Source organism: Kitasatospora griseola, from assembly GCF_044999035.1.
GTDB classification, from domain to species: Bacteria; Actinomycetota; Actinomycetes; order Streptomycetales; family Streptomycetaceae; genus Kitasatospora; species Kitasatospora griseola.
The window spans coordinates 4,590,323-4,606,939 of sequence record NZ_CP173360.1; the positions used below are offsets into that span (position 1 = coordinate 4,590,323).

A 16,617-nucleotide genomic window follows, 5' to 3' on the forward strand; every position below is an offset into this window, starting at 1 on the left:
CGCATGTCCGGGGCCATTTTCCTAGGCAATTGAGCCTCCAGGGAGTGGCGTGACGGGCGGTTCAAGGGGGGACTCCGGCGGTTTTTCGGCCGCCGTCGAGACTTCTTCGCGCCCACTCATTTGTCACTCTCCGTAGTGGATCGAACGTCATATTGGTATACCCGATGCGTCAATTCCGAACTGCTTTGGCCCCCGTCCGAGTGAGCTCGGTTATCCACAGGCTCGGGTTATCCACAGGCATTGCGAACTCGGCTGACGCATTCCGCGCCGTCCTCCACCGTGGTGTCCGCGACGCTGCGCCGACCCATTCGGGCCGCCGCGGTTGATGCGCCGTCAGACCGATCCCGCACCACGCGGAGGCCCGCCTTGTCCGCATTCGTCACCGATCCGCACGCCACCGGCCCCGAGCCCCCGCCCGGGCCGCTGATCCTCACCGCCGACGAGACCCTCGCCGAGCAGCTCACCCGCCTGTGCGCCGCCGCCGGAACCGAACCACGGCTGCTCGGCGGAGCCCCACCACCTGCCCGGCTGTGGGAGAACGCCCCACTGGTGCTGGTCGGCGACGACCTCGCCGAGCAGTGCGCCGGCCTGCCGCGCCGTCCCGGCGTACTGCTGCTCGGGCTCGACCTCGACGACGGGGAGATCTGGGTGCGCGCCGTCCGGCTCGGCGCGGAGCACGTGCTGTTCCTGCCGGACGCACAGCCCTGGCTGCTCGACCGGATCGCCGACGCCACCGAAGGCGTCGGGCCGCCCGCGCTCACCGTCGCCGTGCTCGGCGGGCGCGGCGGCGCCGGGGCCTCCACGCTGGCCTGTGCGCTCGCGGTCCGCGCCGCCCGGGCCGGGCACCGCACGATGCTGATCGACGGAGACCCGCTCGGCGGCGGACTCGACGTCCTGCTCGGCGCCGAACAGGCCGGCGGCCTGCGCTGGCCCGACCTGGCCGCCTCGCGCGGCCGGATCAGCGGTGCCGAGCTGGCCAAGGCGCTGCCCGAGCCGCACCGGCTCAGCGCCCTGTCCTGGGACCGCTCGGACATCCTGACCATCCCCGCCGAAGCCATGCGCAGCGTGCTGGCCGCGGCCCGCAGACGCGGCGGGCTGGTCGTCCTGGACCTGCCCAGACACCTCGACGAAGCGGCCGCCCAGGCCCTCGAACAGGCCGACACCGGGCTGCTCGTGGTCCCCGCCGAGCTGCGCGCGCTGGCCGCCGCCGACCGGGTCGCCGCAGCCGTCCGGATACGGCTCGCCGACCTGCGTGCCGTCGTCCGCACCCCCGGGCCGTCCGGCCTCACCGCCGCGGATGTCGCGCGCGGCCTGCACCTGCGCCTGGCCGGGGAGCTCGCCCCCGAGCCCGGCCTCGCCCTGGACGCCGAACGCGGCGCCCCGCCCGGCCTGCGGGACGGCGGGCCGCTGGCCCGGTTCTGCGGGCGATTCCTGACCGAAGCGATGCCGCCCGTCGTGGCGGCCTGAGGAGAACCCATGGCCAACCGTCTGCACGCCGTCGACACCCACGCCGTCGACCCCCACACCGGTGAGCTGCCGTCCGCCCGACAGCCCGTCACCCGCACCCACCGGCGCATCCCGGTGCCTCGCGCCCGGGCCCTGCTCGGCGCCCCGCCGGGGCCCGCCGAGGAGGTCGCCCCGACCGAAGCCGGCCCGCCCGTGCGCTATCTGGTCCGCCGAAAGCCGCCGGCCGCCCCCGAACGGGACGGACCGCCGGGCGGCCTGCCCGCCGACGGCGCCGCCGAACTCGTCGACGCCGTCCGGCTCCGGCTCGCCGAGGCGGGCGCCGCGCCCACCACGGGCTCGGTCGCGGCCGCGCTGCGCGCAGCCCGGCCGCCGCTGGGCGGGGCCGACGTGCTCAACACCGTCCGCAGCCTGCGCGCCGAGATCGTCGGCGCCGGGCCGCTCGATCCGCTGCTGGCCGAGCCCGACGTCACCGACGTCCTGGTCAACGGACCTGACCAGGTCTGGATCGACCGCGGCAAGGGCCTGGAACGCGCACCCCAGGTGCGCTTCCCGAACACCGACGCCGTCCGCCGGCTCGCCCACCGGCTGGCCACCGCTGCCGGGCGCCGCCTGGACGACGCCCGGCCCTGGGTGGACGCCCGGCTGTCGGACGGCACCCGACTGCACGCCGTCCTCCCGCCGATCGCCGCCGACTGCACCCACATCTCGCTGCGCACCTGCCGCAGCACGCCGTTCACCCTCGCCGAACTGGTGGCCGCCGGCGCCCTGCCGCCGGCCGGCGCCGACCTGCTGGCGGCCGTGCTCCGGGCCCGGCTGTCGCTGCTGATCTCCGGCGGCACCGGAAGCGGCAAGACCACCCTGCTCGCCGCGCTGCTCGGGCTCGTCCCGGTCAACGAACGCATCGTGCTGGCCGAGGACTCCGCCGAACTCCGACCGGACCATCCGCACGTCGTCCGGCTCCAGTCGCGCCCGCCCAACCAGGAGTCGCTGGGCGAACTGACCCTGCGCGACCTGGTCCGGCAGGCACTGCGGATGCGGCCCGACCGGCTGGTGGTCGGTGAAGTCCGCGGGGCCGAGGTGGTCGACCTGCTGGCCGCCCTCAACACCGGCCACGAAGGCGGCTGCGGCACCGTCCACGCCAACACCGCCACCGACGTGCCCGCCCGGCTGGAGGCCCTCGGCTCGCTCGCCGGCCTCGACCGGCAGTCGCTGCACAGCCAGCTCCGGGCCGGCCTCGACGCCGTCGTCCACCTCGGCCGCGATCGCGCCGACGGCCGCCGGCGGGTCACCGGCCTGCACCTGCTGGCCGCCGACCCGGACGGGCTGACCGCCACCACCACCGCCGTCCACTTCGACCGTGACGGGCGCAGCCGACCCGGCCCCGGGTGGGCCCGGCTGCGGGAGCTCTGCGCCGAACGCGGCGTCGAGCTGCTCCCGCACCCCGAGGCACCCGCCGAGGCCGACCCGATCGGGTCGACCGATTCTGCCGACCCGGCCGGCGCGGTTGACGCACCGGCAGGTGAACCCCGAGTGGAGGTGTCATGACGCTGCGTCAGATCGAGTTGGTGTGGGTGGTCGGGCTCTGCGTGATCGGGGTGGTGGCGTGGCGGCTGCTGCGCTCCGAGGTCAGGAGGTCGTGATGGCGGGGGAGTTCGAGGTCGTGGCGGCGATGGCGTCGGCCCGGGGCGCCGCCTGGGCGGCAACCCTGCTCGGCGCGGTTGCCGGGCTCGGGGCGGCGCTGCTCGGCGCGGCCTGGCTGACGGTGGCCCGGCGTCGACAGCGCGGTGACGGGCGGCTGCGACGCCTGCTGAACGGGCATCGGGGGCCGGGCTGCCGGCTCGCCCGGGTCCGGGCCGGGTGGCGGCGACGGCGGCCGCGCTGGCTGGTGCCCGAACTGCTGCTGCTCCCGGCCGGAGCGGCGGCCGGGCAGAGCACCGCCTCGGTGCTCCCGCTGATCGGGGCGGCCTGCGCGGTGGTTCCGGTCCACCGGTGGCGTGCCCGCTACGCCGCAGGCCGGGCGGCACGGCAACGGGCCGCAGCGGTGATCGACCTGTGCGCCGGCCTCGCGGCCGAACTGCGCAGCGGCGCGACGCCCGAGCAGGCCATGCACTCGGTGGTCTCCCGGTCCGCCCCCGACTGGGCCCGCAGGCTCGGCCCCGAGCCGACGGCCCGGTTGGCGGCGGGTCGCTACGGGGCGGACCTGCCCGCCGCCCTCCGACAGGTGGCCGAACTGCCCGGCGGGGAGGGCGCGGCGGCGGCCGCGGCCTGCTGGCGGGTCAGTACCGAGAGCGGCACCGGGTTGGCGTTCGGGCTGGAACAGGTCGCGGACGCGCTGCGCGCCGAACGGGCCCTCGCCGAGGAAATCGCGGGCGAACTCGCCGGTCCACGTACCACCGTGATCGTGCTGGCCGCCCTGCCCGCCGTGGGCATGGGCCTGGGCAGCGCACTCGGCGCCCATCCGGCGCAGGTCCTGCTGCACACCCCGGCCGGTCTGCTCAGCCTGCTCGCCGGCGCCGCCCTGGAGGTCGCCGGCGTCGTCTGGACCGCCCGGATCGTCCGGGCGGCCGAGGACGCCCCGACCCGGGCCCGGCAGGGGCCCGACGAGGCCGGGCCCGCTCCGGTCAGGCCCGCTCCGGCCGGGGCGGCGGCTTCCTCCGGGTGCGGGATCTCCCGCACCCGTCGGGACCGGTGGCTCACCGCCGTGCCACCCCTGACGGGGGAACACCCGACTGTTCGGGCGGACCAGTGGGCGTGAACGGGTGCGGCGGCCCGGTCCGGGTCCGGGGCGACCCAGCGGGCGGCGCGGGGCAGCCGCGCCAACTGCGGGACGAATGATCCGAGTTCGAGTCGACGGCGGTTCTGATGGCGGCTCTGATGACGGTTCCGATGGAGGTTTCCGTGGAGATTTCGGTGGAGGCGAGGTGGGCGGCGTGGTGATCCTGGTGCCGGTGGCCGCCGTGGGGCTGGTCGGCGAGGCGCTGGCGGTGGTGCGATGGCGGGCGGTCCGACGCCGGGCCGGGCACTGCGTCCCGGCGTTGACGGCCGACCCTGCGCGGGACGGCCGGGGTGCGCAGGTTGAGGAGGCCGCGCGGCGGGCGATCCGATGGCTGGCCGGCGACCGGCCGTCGGCCTTGCTGCTCGGGGTGTCCGCCGCGGTGCTGGTCGGCGGGTGGGCAGGTCTGGCGGTCGGGTTGCTGGCGGGCTGGGCGGGGTGGCGGTGGCTGCCCAGGGTCCGGTCGCCCGGCGAACGTCGGCGGGCCGCGGAGCAGGACTGGCTGGTCCGCCAACTGCCGCTGACTGCCGACCTGCTGGCGGCCTGCCTCGGGTCGAGCGGTTCCCCGGCCGGAGCGGCGTTCGCGGTCGCGGACAGCGTGCCGTCGCCGATGCGGGACCGCCTGTCCGGAGTCGCGGCCCAGCTCTCCCTCGGTGCCTCCCCGGAGCACTGCTGGGAGCAGCTGGCCGCCGACTGCCCGCCGATGGCCCCGCTCGCCCGCTGCCTGGCCCGCACCACCCTCAGCGGCGCGCCACCGGCCACCGCGCTCGTCGGCCTCGCCCAGTCCCAACGGGCGGCGGCCGCCCGGGCGGCGCACGCGCGGGTCCGCCGGGCGGGCGTGCTGGCGACCGCACCGCTCGGGCTCTGCTTCCTGCCCGCGTTCGTGCTGATCGGCGTCGTGCCGGTGGTGATGGGCCTGACCGGCACCTTCTCCCAGCGGCTCTGATCCGCACCCGTCGAATTACCACTCCTACGAAGGGATTTCACCAATGACGACTCTCTCCCTGCCGGTCCGACCGGCATCCGCGGTGCGCGTCGCCCGCAGGCTCGGCGACTGGCTGCGCCACCGGTACCGGACGATGGCGGAGGGGCCGCCGGACGCCGGAATGAGCACCGCCGAGTACGCGATCGGCACAGTGGCGGCATGCGCCTTCGCGGCGGTGCTCTACAAGGTGGTGACCAGCGGCACGGTCTCCGGCGCACTGTCGGAGATCCTCGACCGGGCCCTTCATGCGGCGTGAACGCCGGGCCGGGCGCGCCAGGTCGCCGGACTCGGGGATGGTCACCGCCGAGACGGCGGTGGCCCTGCCCGCGCTGGTGCTGCTCACGGCCATGTTGATCTGGGGCGTGGTCGCCGCCGGTGCCCAGATCCGGTGTGTGGACGCGGCCCGGGCCGGCGCCCGGGCCGCCGCCCGAGGGGACGGCGACGCCGCGGCGGTCGCCGCGGCAGCCGCCCCGCCGGGTGCCAAGGTCACGGTCGCCCTGGACGCCACCACTGCCCGCGTCACCGTCGAGGCCCCGTGCCCCGGCCCGGGCCGCCTTGCCGCCGTTCTGTCGGTCCGCCTCACCGCCACCGCGGTGAGCGCCCGGGAGGACGTGCTGATCGAAGACAGCTGAGATCCGAGAGGAGGTAACCGCCATGAGGCAGCACGAGCAGCCCGGCGGAGAGGTCTCGCCCGACCGCGGGTCGGCGACGGTGTGGCTGGTCGCCCTGGGCATGCTGGGGACGGTGGTGTTCTCGGCCTGCCTGATGGTCGGCCAGGTGGTGGTGGCCCGCCACCGCGCCGAGTCGGCGGCGGACCTGGCCGCGCTGGCCGCCGCTCAGCGGCTGCTGCTCGACCCGGACGGCGGCTGCGGCCGGGCGGCCGGGCTGATGCAGGCCCAGGAGCACGCCGAGCTCGTCTCCTGTCGCGTCCTGCCGGGCGAGGACGCCGTGGAGGTGGTCGTCCAGGTCCCGATTCGTGGCCTGCCCGTCCCACTCGGGCCGGCCCGAGCCCGGTCCCGGGCCGGCCCGCTGTGGGCCTGGGGCGACAGCGCCGCCGAAACGGACGCGCCATCAGCCGGCCGCGTCACCGGTCGCGTCATCAGCCGCACCATCGGCCGGGCCGGTCGAGCCTTCGTCGGGAGCGTCGGGAGCGTCGGGAGCGTCGGGAGCGTCGGAAGCACCGGAAGTGCCGGAAGCGCCGGGGGAGCCGACCGCGTCGGGCGCGTCGGCGGGGTCCGGCCGGTTGGGGGCGTGGGCGAGGAGGGTGGTGAGGAGGCGGATCGCGGCGGCCTTGTCGAGGGGTTCGTTGCCGTTGCCGCACTTGGGGGACTGGACGCAGGACGGGCAACCGCGGTCGCACTCGCAGGCGGCGATGGCGTCCCGGGTCGCGGTCAGCCACACCACGGCGCGGTGGAAGCCGCGTTCGGCGAAGCCCGCGCCGCCGGAGTGGCCGTCGTAGACGAAGACGGTGGGGAGGCCGGTGTCGGGGTGCAGCGGGACGGAGACGCCGCCGATGTCCCAGCGGTCGCAGGTGGCGAACAGCGGAAGGAGGCCGATCGAGGCGTGTTCGGCGGCGTGGGCCGCTCCGGGGAGCTGGTCGAACGGGATGGTCGCGTCGAGGAGTTGGTCCTCGGTGACGGACCACCAGACGGCCCGGGTGCGCAGGGTGCGGGGCGGCAGGTCGAGCTTGCTCTCGCCGAGGATCTCGCCGGTGGAGATCCGCTTGCGCAGATAGCCGACGACCTGGTTGACCACCTCCACCGAGCCGAAGCTGAGCTGCGCCTCGCCCCACTCCTCGGTGGTGTCGGTGGACAGGATCGAGATCGAGGTGACGTCCCGGGCGGAGGTGGTGTACGGCGGATTCGCGGGGGAGACCAGGGCGACGGAGGACTCCAGGTCGAACTCGCGGACCAGGTAGGTGCGCCCCTGGTGCAGGTGGACGGCGCCGGTGTGCACGGTGGTGTGCGCGGCCTCGGCGTCGACGGTGCCGAGCAGCCGCCCGGTGTCCGCCTCGACGATCTGCACGGGGCTGCCGCCGCTGCCGCGCAGGTCGACGCCGTCCACGGCACGCTCCCGGCGGGTCCAGTACCAGGAGCCGTCGCTCCGGCGGCGCAGCAGCCCGCGGCGCTCCAGCACCGGGAGCAGCGGCTCGCTGGACGGGCCGAAGAGCTCCAGGTCGGCGTCGGTGAGCGGCAGTTCCGCGGCGGCCGCGCACAGGTGCGGGGCGAGCACGTGCGGGTTGTCGGGGTCGAGGACGGTGGCCTCCACCGGGGTGGCGAACAGCGCGTCGGGGTGGTGGACCAGGTAGGTGTCCAGCGGGTCGTCGCGGGCGATCAGCACCGCCAGCGCGCCCTGGCCCTCCCGTCCGGCGCGGCCGGCCTGCTGCCAGAGCGAGGCCCGGGTGCCGGGGTAGCCGGCCAGCAGGACGGCGTCCAGGCCGGAGACGTCCACGCCGAGTTCCAGCGCGGAGGTGGAGGCCAGACCGAGCAGCCGGCCGGTGTGCAGGTCGCGCTCCAGGGCACGGCGCTCCTCGGCCAGGTAGCCACCGCGGTAGGCGGCGACCCGGGCGGCGAGCGGGTGGCCGAGCTGCTCCTGGGCCTGCAGGGCGACCAGTTCCGCCGCCCGGCGGGAGCGGACGAAGACCACGGTCCGGGTGCCGTCGTGGACCAGGTCGGTGAGCAGGTAGCCGGCCTCCGCGGTGGCGGAGCGGCGGACGGGCGCGCCGTGCTCGCCGACGTTCTCGGTCAGCGGCGGCTCCCACAGCGCGAACACCAGCGGGCCGCGCGGCGAGCAGTCCTCGGTGACGGCCGTGGCGGGCAGCCCGGTGAGCCGTTGCGCGGTGACGGCCGGCTCGGCGGTGGTGGCGGAGGCCAGCAGGAAGGTCGGCGAGGCCCCGTAGCGGGCGCACAGCCGCCGCAGCCGGCGCAGCACCTGGGCGACGTGCGAGCCGAACACGCCGCGGTAGGTGTGGCACTCGTCGATCACCACGTACTTCAGCGCCTTCAGGAAGGACGACCAGCGCGGGTGGGCGGGGAGTATCCCCCGGTGCAGCATGTCGGGGTTGGTCAGCACGTACGAGGCGTACTGACGGACCCACTCGCGCTCCTGTGGCGGCGTGTCGCCGTCGTAGAGCGCCACCCGGACCCGGTCGGGGACGAGCTCGGCGGCGCGGCGGCGCTGGTCGGCGGCCAGCGCCTTGGTCGGGGCGAGGTACAGCGCGGTGGCGCCGCGCCCGTTGCGGGCCTCGGTGCCGGTCAGCAGTTCGCTCAGCACGGGGGCCAGATAGCCCAGCGACTTGCCCGAGGCGGTGCCGGTCGCGATCACCGTGGTCCGCCCGGCCGCGGCCAGGTCCATGGCCTCGGCCTGGTGCGCCCAGGGCAGCAGCACGCCGAGCTCGGCGGCGGCCGCGACCACCTCCTGGCGGATTCCTTCCGGCCAAGGGGCGTAGCGCGCCTCGCGCGCGGGCAATTGCTCCGTATGGGTGAGGCGATCCGACCTGCCACGCTCGGTGGAAAGGCTTGCGAGCAGGGCCTCGGGCTGGTGGTGACGGGGCGGCATGAAGACCCAGTGTGTCACCGGCGTGACGGAGAATCGCTGTTAACCATCGTGCGCCCATGGTCGCAAGTGGTTGAATGAAGCCCGTGACGGCCGCACGGCCGAGGGCCGCAACACCGAGGCTCCGACCTGACGGTTTGCCGCGCCCTGGGCGTGTGACCATGTGGTCGCAGCCCCTGGGCTGAAGATCGCAATGACGTAGCAAGGCAAGGTGCTGGAGGTTCCGTGGACCTGTCCCTGTCGACCCGTACTGTCGGCGATCGCACGGTCGTCGAGGTTGGCGGCGAGATCGATGTGTACACCGCCCCCAAGCTGCGCGAGCAGCTTGTCGAGCTCGTCAACGACGGCAACTACCACTTGGTCGTGGACATGGAGGGCGTGGACTTCCTCGACTCCACCGGCCTCGGTGTGCTGGTCGGCGGCCTGAAGCGGGTGCGTGCGCACGAGGGTTCGCTGCGCCTGGTGTGCAACCAGGAGCGCATCCTGAAGATCTTCCGGATCACCGGTCTGACCAAGGTCTTCCCGATCCACAACTCGGTGGACGACGCCGTCTCGGCGACCGACTGACGTTCCGTCGGTCCGCCGTTCCGACCGAATCTTCTCGATCGACCGTCGCCGGTCGGCCGGGCGATGAGCCCTGCCCGGCCGGCGTGGTCGGTGTTCCCGCCTCCGCCGTGCGGGCCGGTGTGCCCGGCGGTGGGGAGCAACCCCGGAGGGGAGACATGGCAACCGTCGAACTTCGATTCAGCGCACTGCCTGAGCACGTCCGCACCGCCCGGCTGGTGGCCGCCGCGGTGGCCAGACGCGCGGGGGTGGACGAGTCGGTGCTCGACGAGTTGCGACTCGCCGTGGGCGAGGCCTGCTCCCGCGCGGTGGCGCTGCACCAGCGCAGCGGCGTGGACGGTGCGGTCCGGGTCGCGCTGACCGAGCAGGAGAAGCGCTTTCTCATCGAGGTCGCCGACGAGGCCGGCCCGGCGCAGGCCGCCGGTGCCGAGGGCGGCGGCCCGGAGGACGAGGACGCGCTCGGCCTGGCGGTCATCACCGGCCTGGTCGAGGACGTCGAGGTCGGCAACGGCGCGGACGGCGGCGTGATCCGGATGAGCTGGCCGGTCGCCCCGGCCTCCGCCGACGCCTGAGAGCGCCTCGGCGCGTCCGCTCGCTCCGACCTGCCCGAGCCCGTCCGCTCGCCCCATCCCGCCCACGCGTCCCCACCGAGGGCTGCGGGCCGCTCTGAGCTGGGCGGATGCCCGGGGTCGCGGCCTTCCCAGCATCCCGATGCGGGTGGCCGTGTAGGTTCGCTGGTCGATGCCCGGGACCGGGTGTCAGCGACCGAAAGGGCCCCGGTGAATAAGCGACTGGTCACCGTCTCCGCGCTCGGCGCGCTGCTCGCGCTCGCCGCCGTCGGCTGTTCCGCCGACGACTCGGCGAAGCTCGACGGCTGGGCGAAGAACGTCTGCGATGCCGCGCGGGACCCGATCGCGCAGTCCCGGACGGCGCTCGCCGACACCGGGAACGTCAAGGAGGGCGAGTCCCCCGTCGACCTGCAGAAGCGGCTGTCCACCGACCTGGCCGCGCTGGCCGCCACCAACCAGCAGCTGGCGGACGCGGTGGAGAAGGCCGGTGCGCCGAAGATCGACAGCGGGGCGAAGGTCCAGCAGGACGCCGTCAACGAGCTGAAGCAGGTCGCGCAGGGCTACCTGGACGCGCAGAAGAAGCTGGACGGCCTGACCAACGCCGACCAGGCCAAGTTCGCGGACGGCCTGCGCAGCGTCGGCGACCAGGTGCAGCGGCTGTCCCAGGTGTCCACCGGCGCGCTCGCCACCCTGCAGAGCGGCGACCTCGGCGACGCGATCAAGAAGCAGCCCGGCTGCAAGGCGGCCGCCGCCGGCGCGCCCGCCGCCGCTCCGTCCGGAAGTGCCAGTCCGTCGGCCGGCACCAACCCGTCCGGCGGAACCCAGAGCAACGCGCCGGACCAGGGCGCCGGATCGCCCTCCCCGAGCAGGAGCTGACGTCCGGTCGGCCCGTCGCCGGGTGCGGTGGCCGGGCGGGGCCGGTCGGCGGGGGAGAATGGCGGGGTGACGAACAGCCCCGTTCTTGATTCCGGCCGGACGGCGGAACTGCGGGAGGCGCTGCTCAAGGCCTCCTTCACCGCCGACGGATTGCTCGACCTGCTCGGCCCGGCCGCGTACGCGGCGCTGGCCCGCAGCGAGGCCGTTCCGGCGCTGCGGGCGACCCGCGGCGGCTCGCCGCTGGAGACCCTGGTGCGGCTGTTCCTGCTGCAGCAGCCGGTGCCGGAGAGCGCCGCCGCGGCCGCCCTGCCCGTCGAGGGCCTGCTGGCGGACGGCTGGCTGGTGCGCGACGGCGCCGAGCTGCGCGCCACCGTGGACGTGCGGCCGTACGCCGACGAGGTGGCCGGCCTGCCCAGTGCGGACGCCTGGGTGGTGTCCGACCTCGGCTGCGCCGTCGGCGGCGCGGGCGGCATCGGCTCCGGGCGGACGGACGCCGGCATCGAGCGCCGCGACCTGGTGCTCGGGGTGGGCGGCGCGTCCACCACGCTGGCCAACCTGACGGTGCGTCGACCGGTCCGCGAGGTGCTGGACCTGGGCTCCGGCTCCGGTGTGCAGGCGCTGCACGCCGCCCGGCACGCCCAGCGGGTCACCGCCACCGACCTCAACCCGCGGGCCCTGCACTTCACCCGGCTGACCGCCGCGCTGTCCGGTTTCGACAACGTGACCACCGCCGAGGGCAGCCTGTACGAGCCGATCGGCGAGCGGCGCTTCGACCTGATCGTCTCCAACCCGCCGTTCGTGATCTCCCCGGCCGGCCGGTTCACCTACCGGGACGGCGGAATGGCCGGCGACGAGCTGTGCCGCAGCGTGGTGCGCGGCGCCGCCGCCCACCTGGAGCCCGGCGGCTACTGCCAGCTGCTGGCGAACTGGCAGCACGTCAAGGGCGAGGACTGGCGCGACCGGCTGGCCGGCTGGGTGGCCGGCACCGGCCTGGACGCCTGGGTGGTGCAGCGCGAGGTGCAGGACGTCGCCCAGTACGCCGAGCTGTGGCTGCGCGACGGCGGCGACCACCGCGGCGACGAGTACCGGGCCCGGTACGAGGAGTGGCTGGACAGCTTCGAGGCGGCCGGCGTGGAGGGCATCGGCTTCGGCTGGATCACCCTGCGGGCGTCCGGCGCGGCCGACCCGGTGGTGCGGATCGAGGAGTGGCCGCACCCGGTGGAGCAGCCGCTCGGCCCGCACATCGAGGAGTGGTTCGCCCGCCAGGACTTCCTGCGCGGCCACGACGACGCCGGCCTGCTGGCCGCCCGCTACCTGCTCGCCGACGAGGTGGTGCAGGAGCAGATCGGCGCACCCGGCTCCGAGGACCCCGAGCACGTGGTGCTCCGCCACAACCGGGGCATGCGGCGCGCCACCAAGGTGGACACCGTCGGCGCGGGCTTCGTCGGCGTCTGCGACGGCACGCTGGCCGCCGGGGAGATCGTCGATGCGATCGCCCAACTGCTCGGCGAGGACGCGGCGCAGCTGCGGGCCCGGGTGCCCGAGTCGCTGCGGCTGCTCACCGAACAGGGGTTCATCGAGCCGGTCCGCTGACACGACCGCGGCTGACAGACCGCTGCCGACACGGCCGCCGCGGACGCGACTCCCGGGCCCGTCGCCGTCGAATCACGTCGAATCGGGTGCCGCCCGGGCGGTGACATTGATCACCCGGTGGGTGGACGGGCGGTCCGGGACTCCCGGGTGACCATCGCGGCCCGGCCGCGTTGAACACCCGGGAGCCGGGGCCTTCGGCGGCCGCGTTCACCCGGGCGTTCCCCGTGCGTGGCCCGTCGGACGCCCGGTGTCCGCCGCAGGTTGTCCACTGGCTGCCAGGGTGCTGTCCACAGGCTGTGGGCAGTGCAGGGGAGGACCGGGTGGAGACGCCGACGACGCTGGTGGGCGGGGCGGTCCTGGTGGCCTTCGGGAGCGCGCTGCTGCTGTGGTGCGCCGTGGAACTGCGCCTTCGCCACCACCTGCGCCGCCACGGCGTGCCCGCCACCGCCCAGGTGGTCGCCGACCGCGCCCGGGCCGACGCGATGGACAGCAGCCCGCTGCTCTCCTACCCCGTGGACACCGTCGGCGGGCCGACCGACGCCGGACTCGGCACCGTCCACGAGCTGCGCCCCGACCCGGTGGGCCGCCTGGTGCTGTCCCGCCCGCGCGGGCACACCCCGCTGCGCCGCCCGCCGCGCCTGGCCGCCGGCGCGGCCGTCCAGGTCGCCTACGACCCGCGGCGGCCGTCCCGGGTGGTGCTGGCCGCCCACGAGGAGCTGCCCTCGCTGCCCGCGGACCTGTTCTGGGCGCTGCTCGGCACCTCGGCGCTGGCGGGCGGCCTGACCCTGCTCGCGCTCGCCCTGCGCTGAGCGAACGGAAGCCGAGTGAACGGCAGCTGAGCGGACGGAAGCCGAGCGGACGGAAGCCGAGCGGACGGAAGCCGAGCGAACCGGCGCCGAACGCACCCGGGTCGGCCGGACACGCCCCCGGCGAAGCCTGCGTCGGCCGGCCCTGACCCCGATCGCCCGCGTCCGCCGCCCCGGCGCGGCCCGGCCCGTCCGGTTACGGAGCGCACTGTTCCGTTCCGTCTCCCCGCCGCCGTCCGGTCCTCTTTCCGTGGCGTCCGAGCCTCGGGGAAACTCGCCCGGGCGGCGCGCGGAGTGCACGGGCCGGATCGGGCGGAAGGCCCGCTTGCCCGGGAAAGACATGCCCCGGGACCGGCCATCGGGTTACCGTTCGAGTGGCGTCGGTCGGCCTTGCCGGTGAAAAAGCGGCATCCGTCCGTTTGACAAGGGTGGCCAGGGTACGGTCACACTCCGCTGGTGGGACCGTCGCTTGTGCGACTGCCCAGGAGCTTTGGTAAACGACCGGGAGAGAAGAGCGAAGGTGTCCCCGAGCAGCGAGACCGCGCACGGCAAGCGACTCGTCATCGTCGAGTCGCCGGCCAAGGCCAAGACGATCAAGGGCTACCTCGGGCCCGGCTACATCGTCGAGGCCAGTGTCGGTCACATCCGCGACCTGCCCGGCACGGCCGCCGAGGTTCCGGACGAGTACACCGGCGAGGTGCGTCGTCTCGGGGTCGACGTGGATCATGACTTCGCTCCGATCTACGTGGTCAACCCGGACAAGAAGTCCCAGGTCACGAAGCTGAAGTCGCTGCTCAAGGAGTCCGACGAGCTCTTCCTGGCCACCGATGAGGACCGCGAGGGCGAGGCCATCGCGTGGCACCTGCAGGAAGTGCTGAAGCCCAAGGTGCCGGTACACCGGATGGTCTTCCACGAGATCACCAAGGACGCCATCCAGGAGGCCGTGCGCAACCCGCGGCACCTGAACAAGCGCCTGGTCGACGCGCAGGAGACCCGCCGCATCCTGGACCGCCTCTACGGCTACGAGGTCTCCCCGGTGCTGTGGAAGAAGGTCATGCCGAAGCTGTCGGCGGGCCGGGTCCAGTCGGTCGCCACCCGTCTGGTGGTCGAGCGCGAGCGTGAGCGGATCGCCTTCACCTCCGCCTCGTACTGGGACCTGGTCGGCACCTTCGGCACCGGCCGCACCGCCGCCGACGCCGCCAACCCGGAGACCTTCGGCGCCCGGCTGATCTCGGTCGACGGCAAGCGGGTCGCCACCGGTCGCGACTTCGGCACCGACGGCCGGCTGAAGTCCGCCGCCAACACCCTGCACCTGGACGAGCAGGCCGCCCGCACGCTGGCCGCCGCGCTGGAGCAGACCGCGTTCAGCGTCCGCAGCGTCGAGTCCAAGCCGTACCGCCGCTCCCCGTACGCGCCGTTCCGCACCACCACGCTGCAGCAGGAGGCCAGCCGCAAGCTGGGCTTCGGCGCGAAGCGGACCATGCAGGTCGCGCAGAAGCTGTACGAGAACGGCTTCATCACCTATATGCGTACCGACTCGACCACGCTGTCGGACACCGCCGTCACCGCCGCCCGCGCCCAGGTCACCCAGCTGTACGGGGCCGACTACCTGCCGGCCGCGCCGCGCACCTACGCCTCCAAGGTGAAGAACGCGCAGGAGGCGCACGAGGCGATCCGCCCGTCCGGCGACCGGTTCCGCACGCCCGCCGAGACCGGGCTGGCCGGCGACGACTTCCGGCTGTACGAGCTGATCTGGATGCGCACCGTCGCCTCCCAGATGAAGGACGCGGTCGGCCAGTCCGTCACCGTCAAGGTCGGCGGCCGTTCCGCCGACGGCCGGGACGCCGAGTTCTCCGCCTCCGGCAAGATCATCACCTTCCACGGCTTCCTGAAGGCCTACGTCGAGGGCGCCGACGACCCGAACGCCGAGCTGGACGACCGCGAGCGCCGCCTGCCGCAGGTCTCCGAGGGCGACCCGCTGGCCGCCGACCGGCTGACCCCCGAGGGCCACGCCACCAAGCCGCCGGCCCGCTACACCGAGGCCTCGCTGGTCAAGGAGCTGGAAGACCGCGAGATCGGCCGCCCGTCCACGTACGCGTCGATCATCGACACGATCATCAACCGCAAGTACGTGTTCAAGAAGGGCACCGCCCTGGTGCCCTCGTTCCTCTCCTTCGCCGTGGTCAACCTGCTGGAGAAGCACTTCGGCCGGCTGGTCGACTACGACTTCACCGCGAAGATGGAGGACGACCTCGACCGGATCGCGGCCGGCCAGGCCGAGTCCGTGCCGTGGCTCAAGCGCTTCTACTTCGGCGAGGGCGAGGCCACCGGCGCCGCCGTCGGCGCCGCCGACGCGGGCAACGGCGACGGCGACCACCTCGGCGGCCTGAAGGAACTGGTCACCGACCTCGGCGCGATCGACGCCCGGGAGATCAGCTCCTTCCCGATCGGCGACGGCATCGTGCTCCGGGTCGGCCGCTACGGCCCGTACGTGGAGCGCCCCACCGCCGTCGAGGGCGAGCCCGGCCAGCGCGCCGACGTCCCCGACGAGCTGCCGCCGGACGAGCTGACCGTCGAACTCGCCGAGGAGCTGTTCGCCAAGCCCAGCGGCGAGCGCGAGCTCGGCACCGACCCGATCAGCGGCAACCCGCTGGTCGCCAAGGCCGGCCGGTTCGGCCCGTACGTCACCGAGGTGCTCCCCGAGGGCACCCCGAAGACCGGCAAGAACGCCGTCAAGCCGCGCACCGCGTCGCTGTTCAAGTCCATGGACCTGGACACCGTCACCCTCGAGGACGCGCTGCGCCTGCTCTCGCTGCCCCGGGTGGTCGGCGCCGACGCCGAGGGCAACGAGATCACCGCGCAGAACGGCCGCTACGGCCCGTACCTCAAGCGCGGCACCGACTCGCGCTCGCTGACCAGCGAGGACCAGCTGCTCAGCATCACCCTGGACGAGGCGCTGGCGATCTACGCCCAGCCCAAGCAGCGCGGCCGGGCCGCCGCGGCCGCCCCGCTGAAGGAGCTCGGCAACGACCCGGTCAGCGAGAAGCCGGTGGTGGTCAAGGACGGCCGGTTCGGTCCGTACGTCACCGACGGGGAGACCAACGCGACGCTCCGCAAGGACGACGAGGTGGAGACCATCACCCCGGAGCGGGCGTTCGAGCTGCTCGCCGAGAAGCGCGCCCGCGGACCGGTGAAGAAGGCCGCCAAGAAGGCCCCCGCGAAGAAGACCGCCACGGCCGCCAAGAAGACCACGGCGACCAAGACCGCAGCGGCCAAGAAGACGGCGGCCAAGAAGACCACCGCGGTGAAGAAGACCACGGCAGCCAAGAAGACCACCGCGGCGAAGACCGCGGCGGCCGAGAAGTCCGCCTCGGAGAACACATCCGAGGAGAGCTGACGGACACTGCGTAACGGGCCTGTTCGAATCCG

13 protein-coding genes and 1 pseudogene are annotated in these 16,617 nt (G+C 74.4%); 13 read left to right on the forward strand and 1 reads right to left on the reverse strand.

The features are described 5' to 3' along the window. The first annotated feature begins 366 nt into the window (after positions 1-366). The 7 genes and pseudogenes from ssd to ACI1MP_RS20870 form a co-directional block, all read left to right on the forward strand. A complete protein-coding gene (ssd, locus tag ACI1MP_RS20840; protein WP_380335687.1) occupies positions 367-1,467 on the forward strand; it encodes a septum site-determining protein Ssd in 1,101 nt (366 codons plus the stop codon). Positions 1,468-1,476: 9 nt separating this feature from the next. After that, positions 1,477-3,012, forward strand: a complete 1,536-nt coding sequence (locus tag ACI1MP_RS20845) for a TadA family conjugal transfer-associated ATPase (RefSeq protein WP_404869227.1) — start codon at positions 1,477-1,479, stop codon at positions 3,010-3,012. Between the two features lie 94 nt (positions 3,013-3,106). Continuing rightward, positions 3,107-4,222 (forward strand): type II secretion system F family protein, encoded by a 1,116-nt coding sequence (locus ACI1MP_RS20850; protein ID WP_404869228.1) that lies wholly within the window; start codon positions 3,107-3,109, stop codon positions 4,220-4,222. Between the two features lie 175 nt (positions 4,223-4,397). Then, the gene (locus tag ACI1MP_RS20855) at positions 4,398-5,186 is read left to right on the forward strand and encodes a type II secretion system F family protein (RefSeq protein WP_404869229.1); all 789 of its coding nucleotides are present in this window, start codon (positions 4,398-4,400) and stop codon (positions 5,184-5,186) included. A 43-nt stretch (positions 5,187-5,229) separates the two neighbouring features. Then, a complete protein-coding gene (locus ACI1MP_RS20860; RefSeq protein ID WP_100588188.1) occupies positions 5,230-5,481 on the forward strand; it encodes a DUF4244 domain-containing protein in 252 nt (83 codons plus the stop codon). Between the two features lie 37 nt (positions 5,482-5,518). Beyond that, positions 5,519-5,857, forward strand: coding sequence for a TadE family type IV pilus minor pilin (locus ACI1MP_RS20865; RefSeq protein WP_369880351.1), 339 nt, complete (start codon positions 5,519-5,521; stop codon positions 5,855-5,857). A 22-nt stretch (positions 5,858-5,879) separates the two neighbouring features. Continuing rightward, positions 5,880-6,242: pseudogene (locus ACI1MP_RS20870) on the forward strand (Rv3654c family TadE-like protein); the annotation flags it as partial. A 54-nt stretch (positions 6,243-6,296) separates the two neighbouring features. Here ACI1MP_RS20870 and ACI1MP_RS20875 read toward each other — a convergent pair. After that, complete coding sequence (locus ACI1MP_RS20875; RefSeq protein WP_404869230.1) at positions 6,297-8,783, reverse strand: DEAD/DEAH box helicase; 2,487 nt, start codon at positions 8,781-8,783, stop codon at positions 6,297-6,299. A 222-nt stretch (positions 8,784-9,005) separates the two neighbouring features. Here ACI1MP_RS20875 and bldG point away from each other — a divergent pair, with 222 nt between their 5' ends. The 6 genes from bldG to topA all read left to right on the forward strand — a co-directional run bounded on the left by bldG (position 9,006) and on the right by topA (position 16,585). Next, on the forward strand, positions 9,006-9,347 hold the full coding sequence (gene bldG, locus ACI1MP_RS20880) for an anti-sigma factor antagonist BldG (protein WP_043915042.1): 342 nt from the start codon (positions 9,006-9,008) through the stop codon (positions 9,345-9,347). A 155-nt stretch (positions 9,348-9,502) separates the two neighbouring features. Continuing rightward, positions 9,503-9,916: an ATP-binding protein gene (locus ACI1MP_RS20885; RefSeq protein ID WP_100588191.1), complete on the forward strand. Its 414-nt coding sequence runs from the start codon at positions 9,503-9,505 to the stop codon at positions 9,914-9,916. A gap of 207 nt (positions 9,917-10,123) precedes the next feature. Further along, positions 10,124-10,789 carry a small secreted protein gene (locus ACI1MP_RS20890; RefSeq protein WP_404869231.1) on the forward strand — a complete coding sequence of 222 codons (666 nt, stop codon included), beginning with the start codon at positions 10,124-10,126 and terminating at the stop codon, positions 10,787-10,789. 66 nt (positions 10,790-10,855) lie between these two features. Then, on the forward strand, positions 10,856-12,382 hold the full coding sequence (locus ACI1MP_RS20895; RefSeq protein WP_380335706.1) for a methyltransferase: 1,527 nt from the start codon (positions 10,856-10,858) through the stop codon (positions 12,380-12,382). A gap of 320 nt (positions 12,383-12,702) precedes the next feature. Beyond that, positions 12,703-13,191: a DUF3592 domain-containing protein gene (locus ACI1MP_RS20900; RefSeq protein WP_100588193.1), complete on the forward strand. Its 489-nt coding sequence runs from the start codon at positions 12,703-12,705 to the stop codon at positions 13,189-13,191. Positions 13,192-13,708: 517 nt separating this feature from the next. Continuing rightward, positions 13,709-16,585 (forward strand): type I DNA topoisomerase, encoded by a 2,877-nt coding sequence (topA, locus tag ACI1MP_RS20905; RefSeq protein WP_380335708.1) that lies wholly within the window; start codon positions 13,709-13,711, stop codon positions 16,583-16,585. Positions 16,586-16,617: the final 32 nt, after the last annotated feature.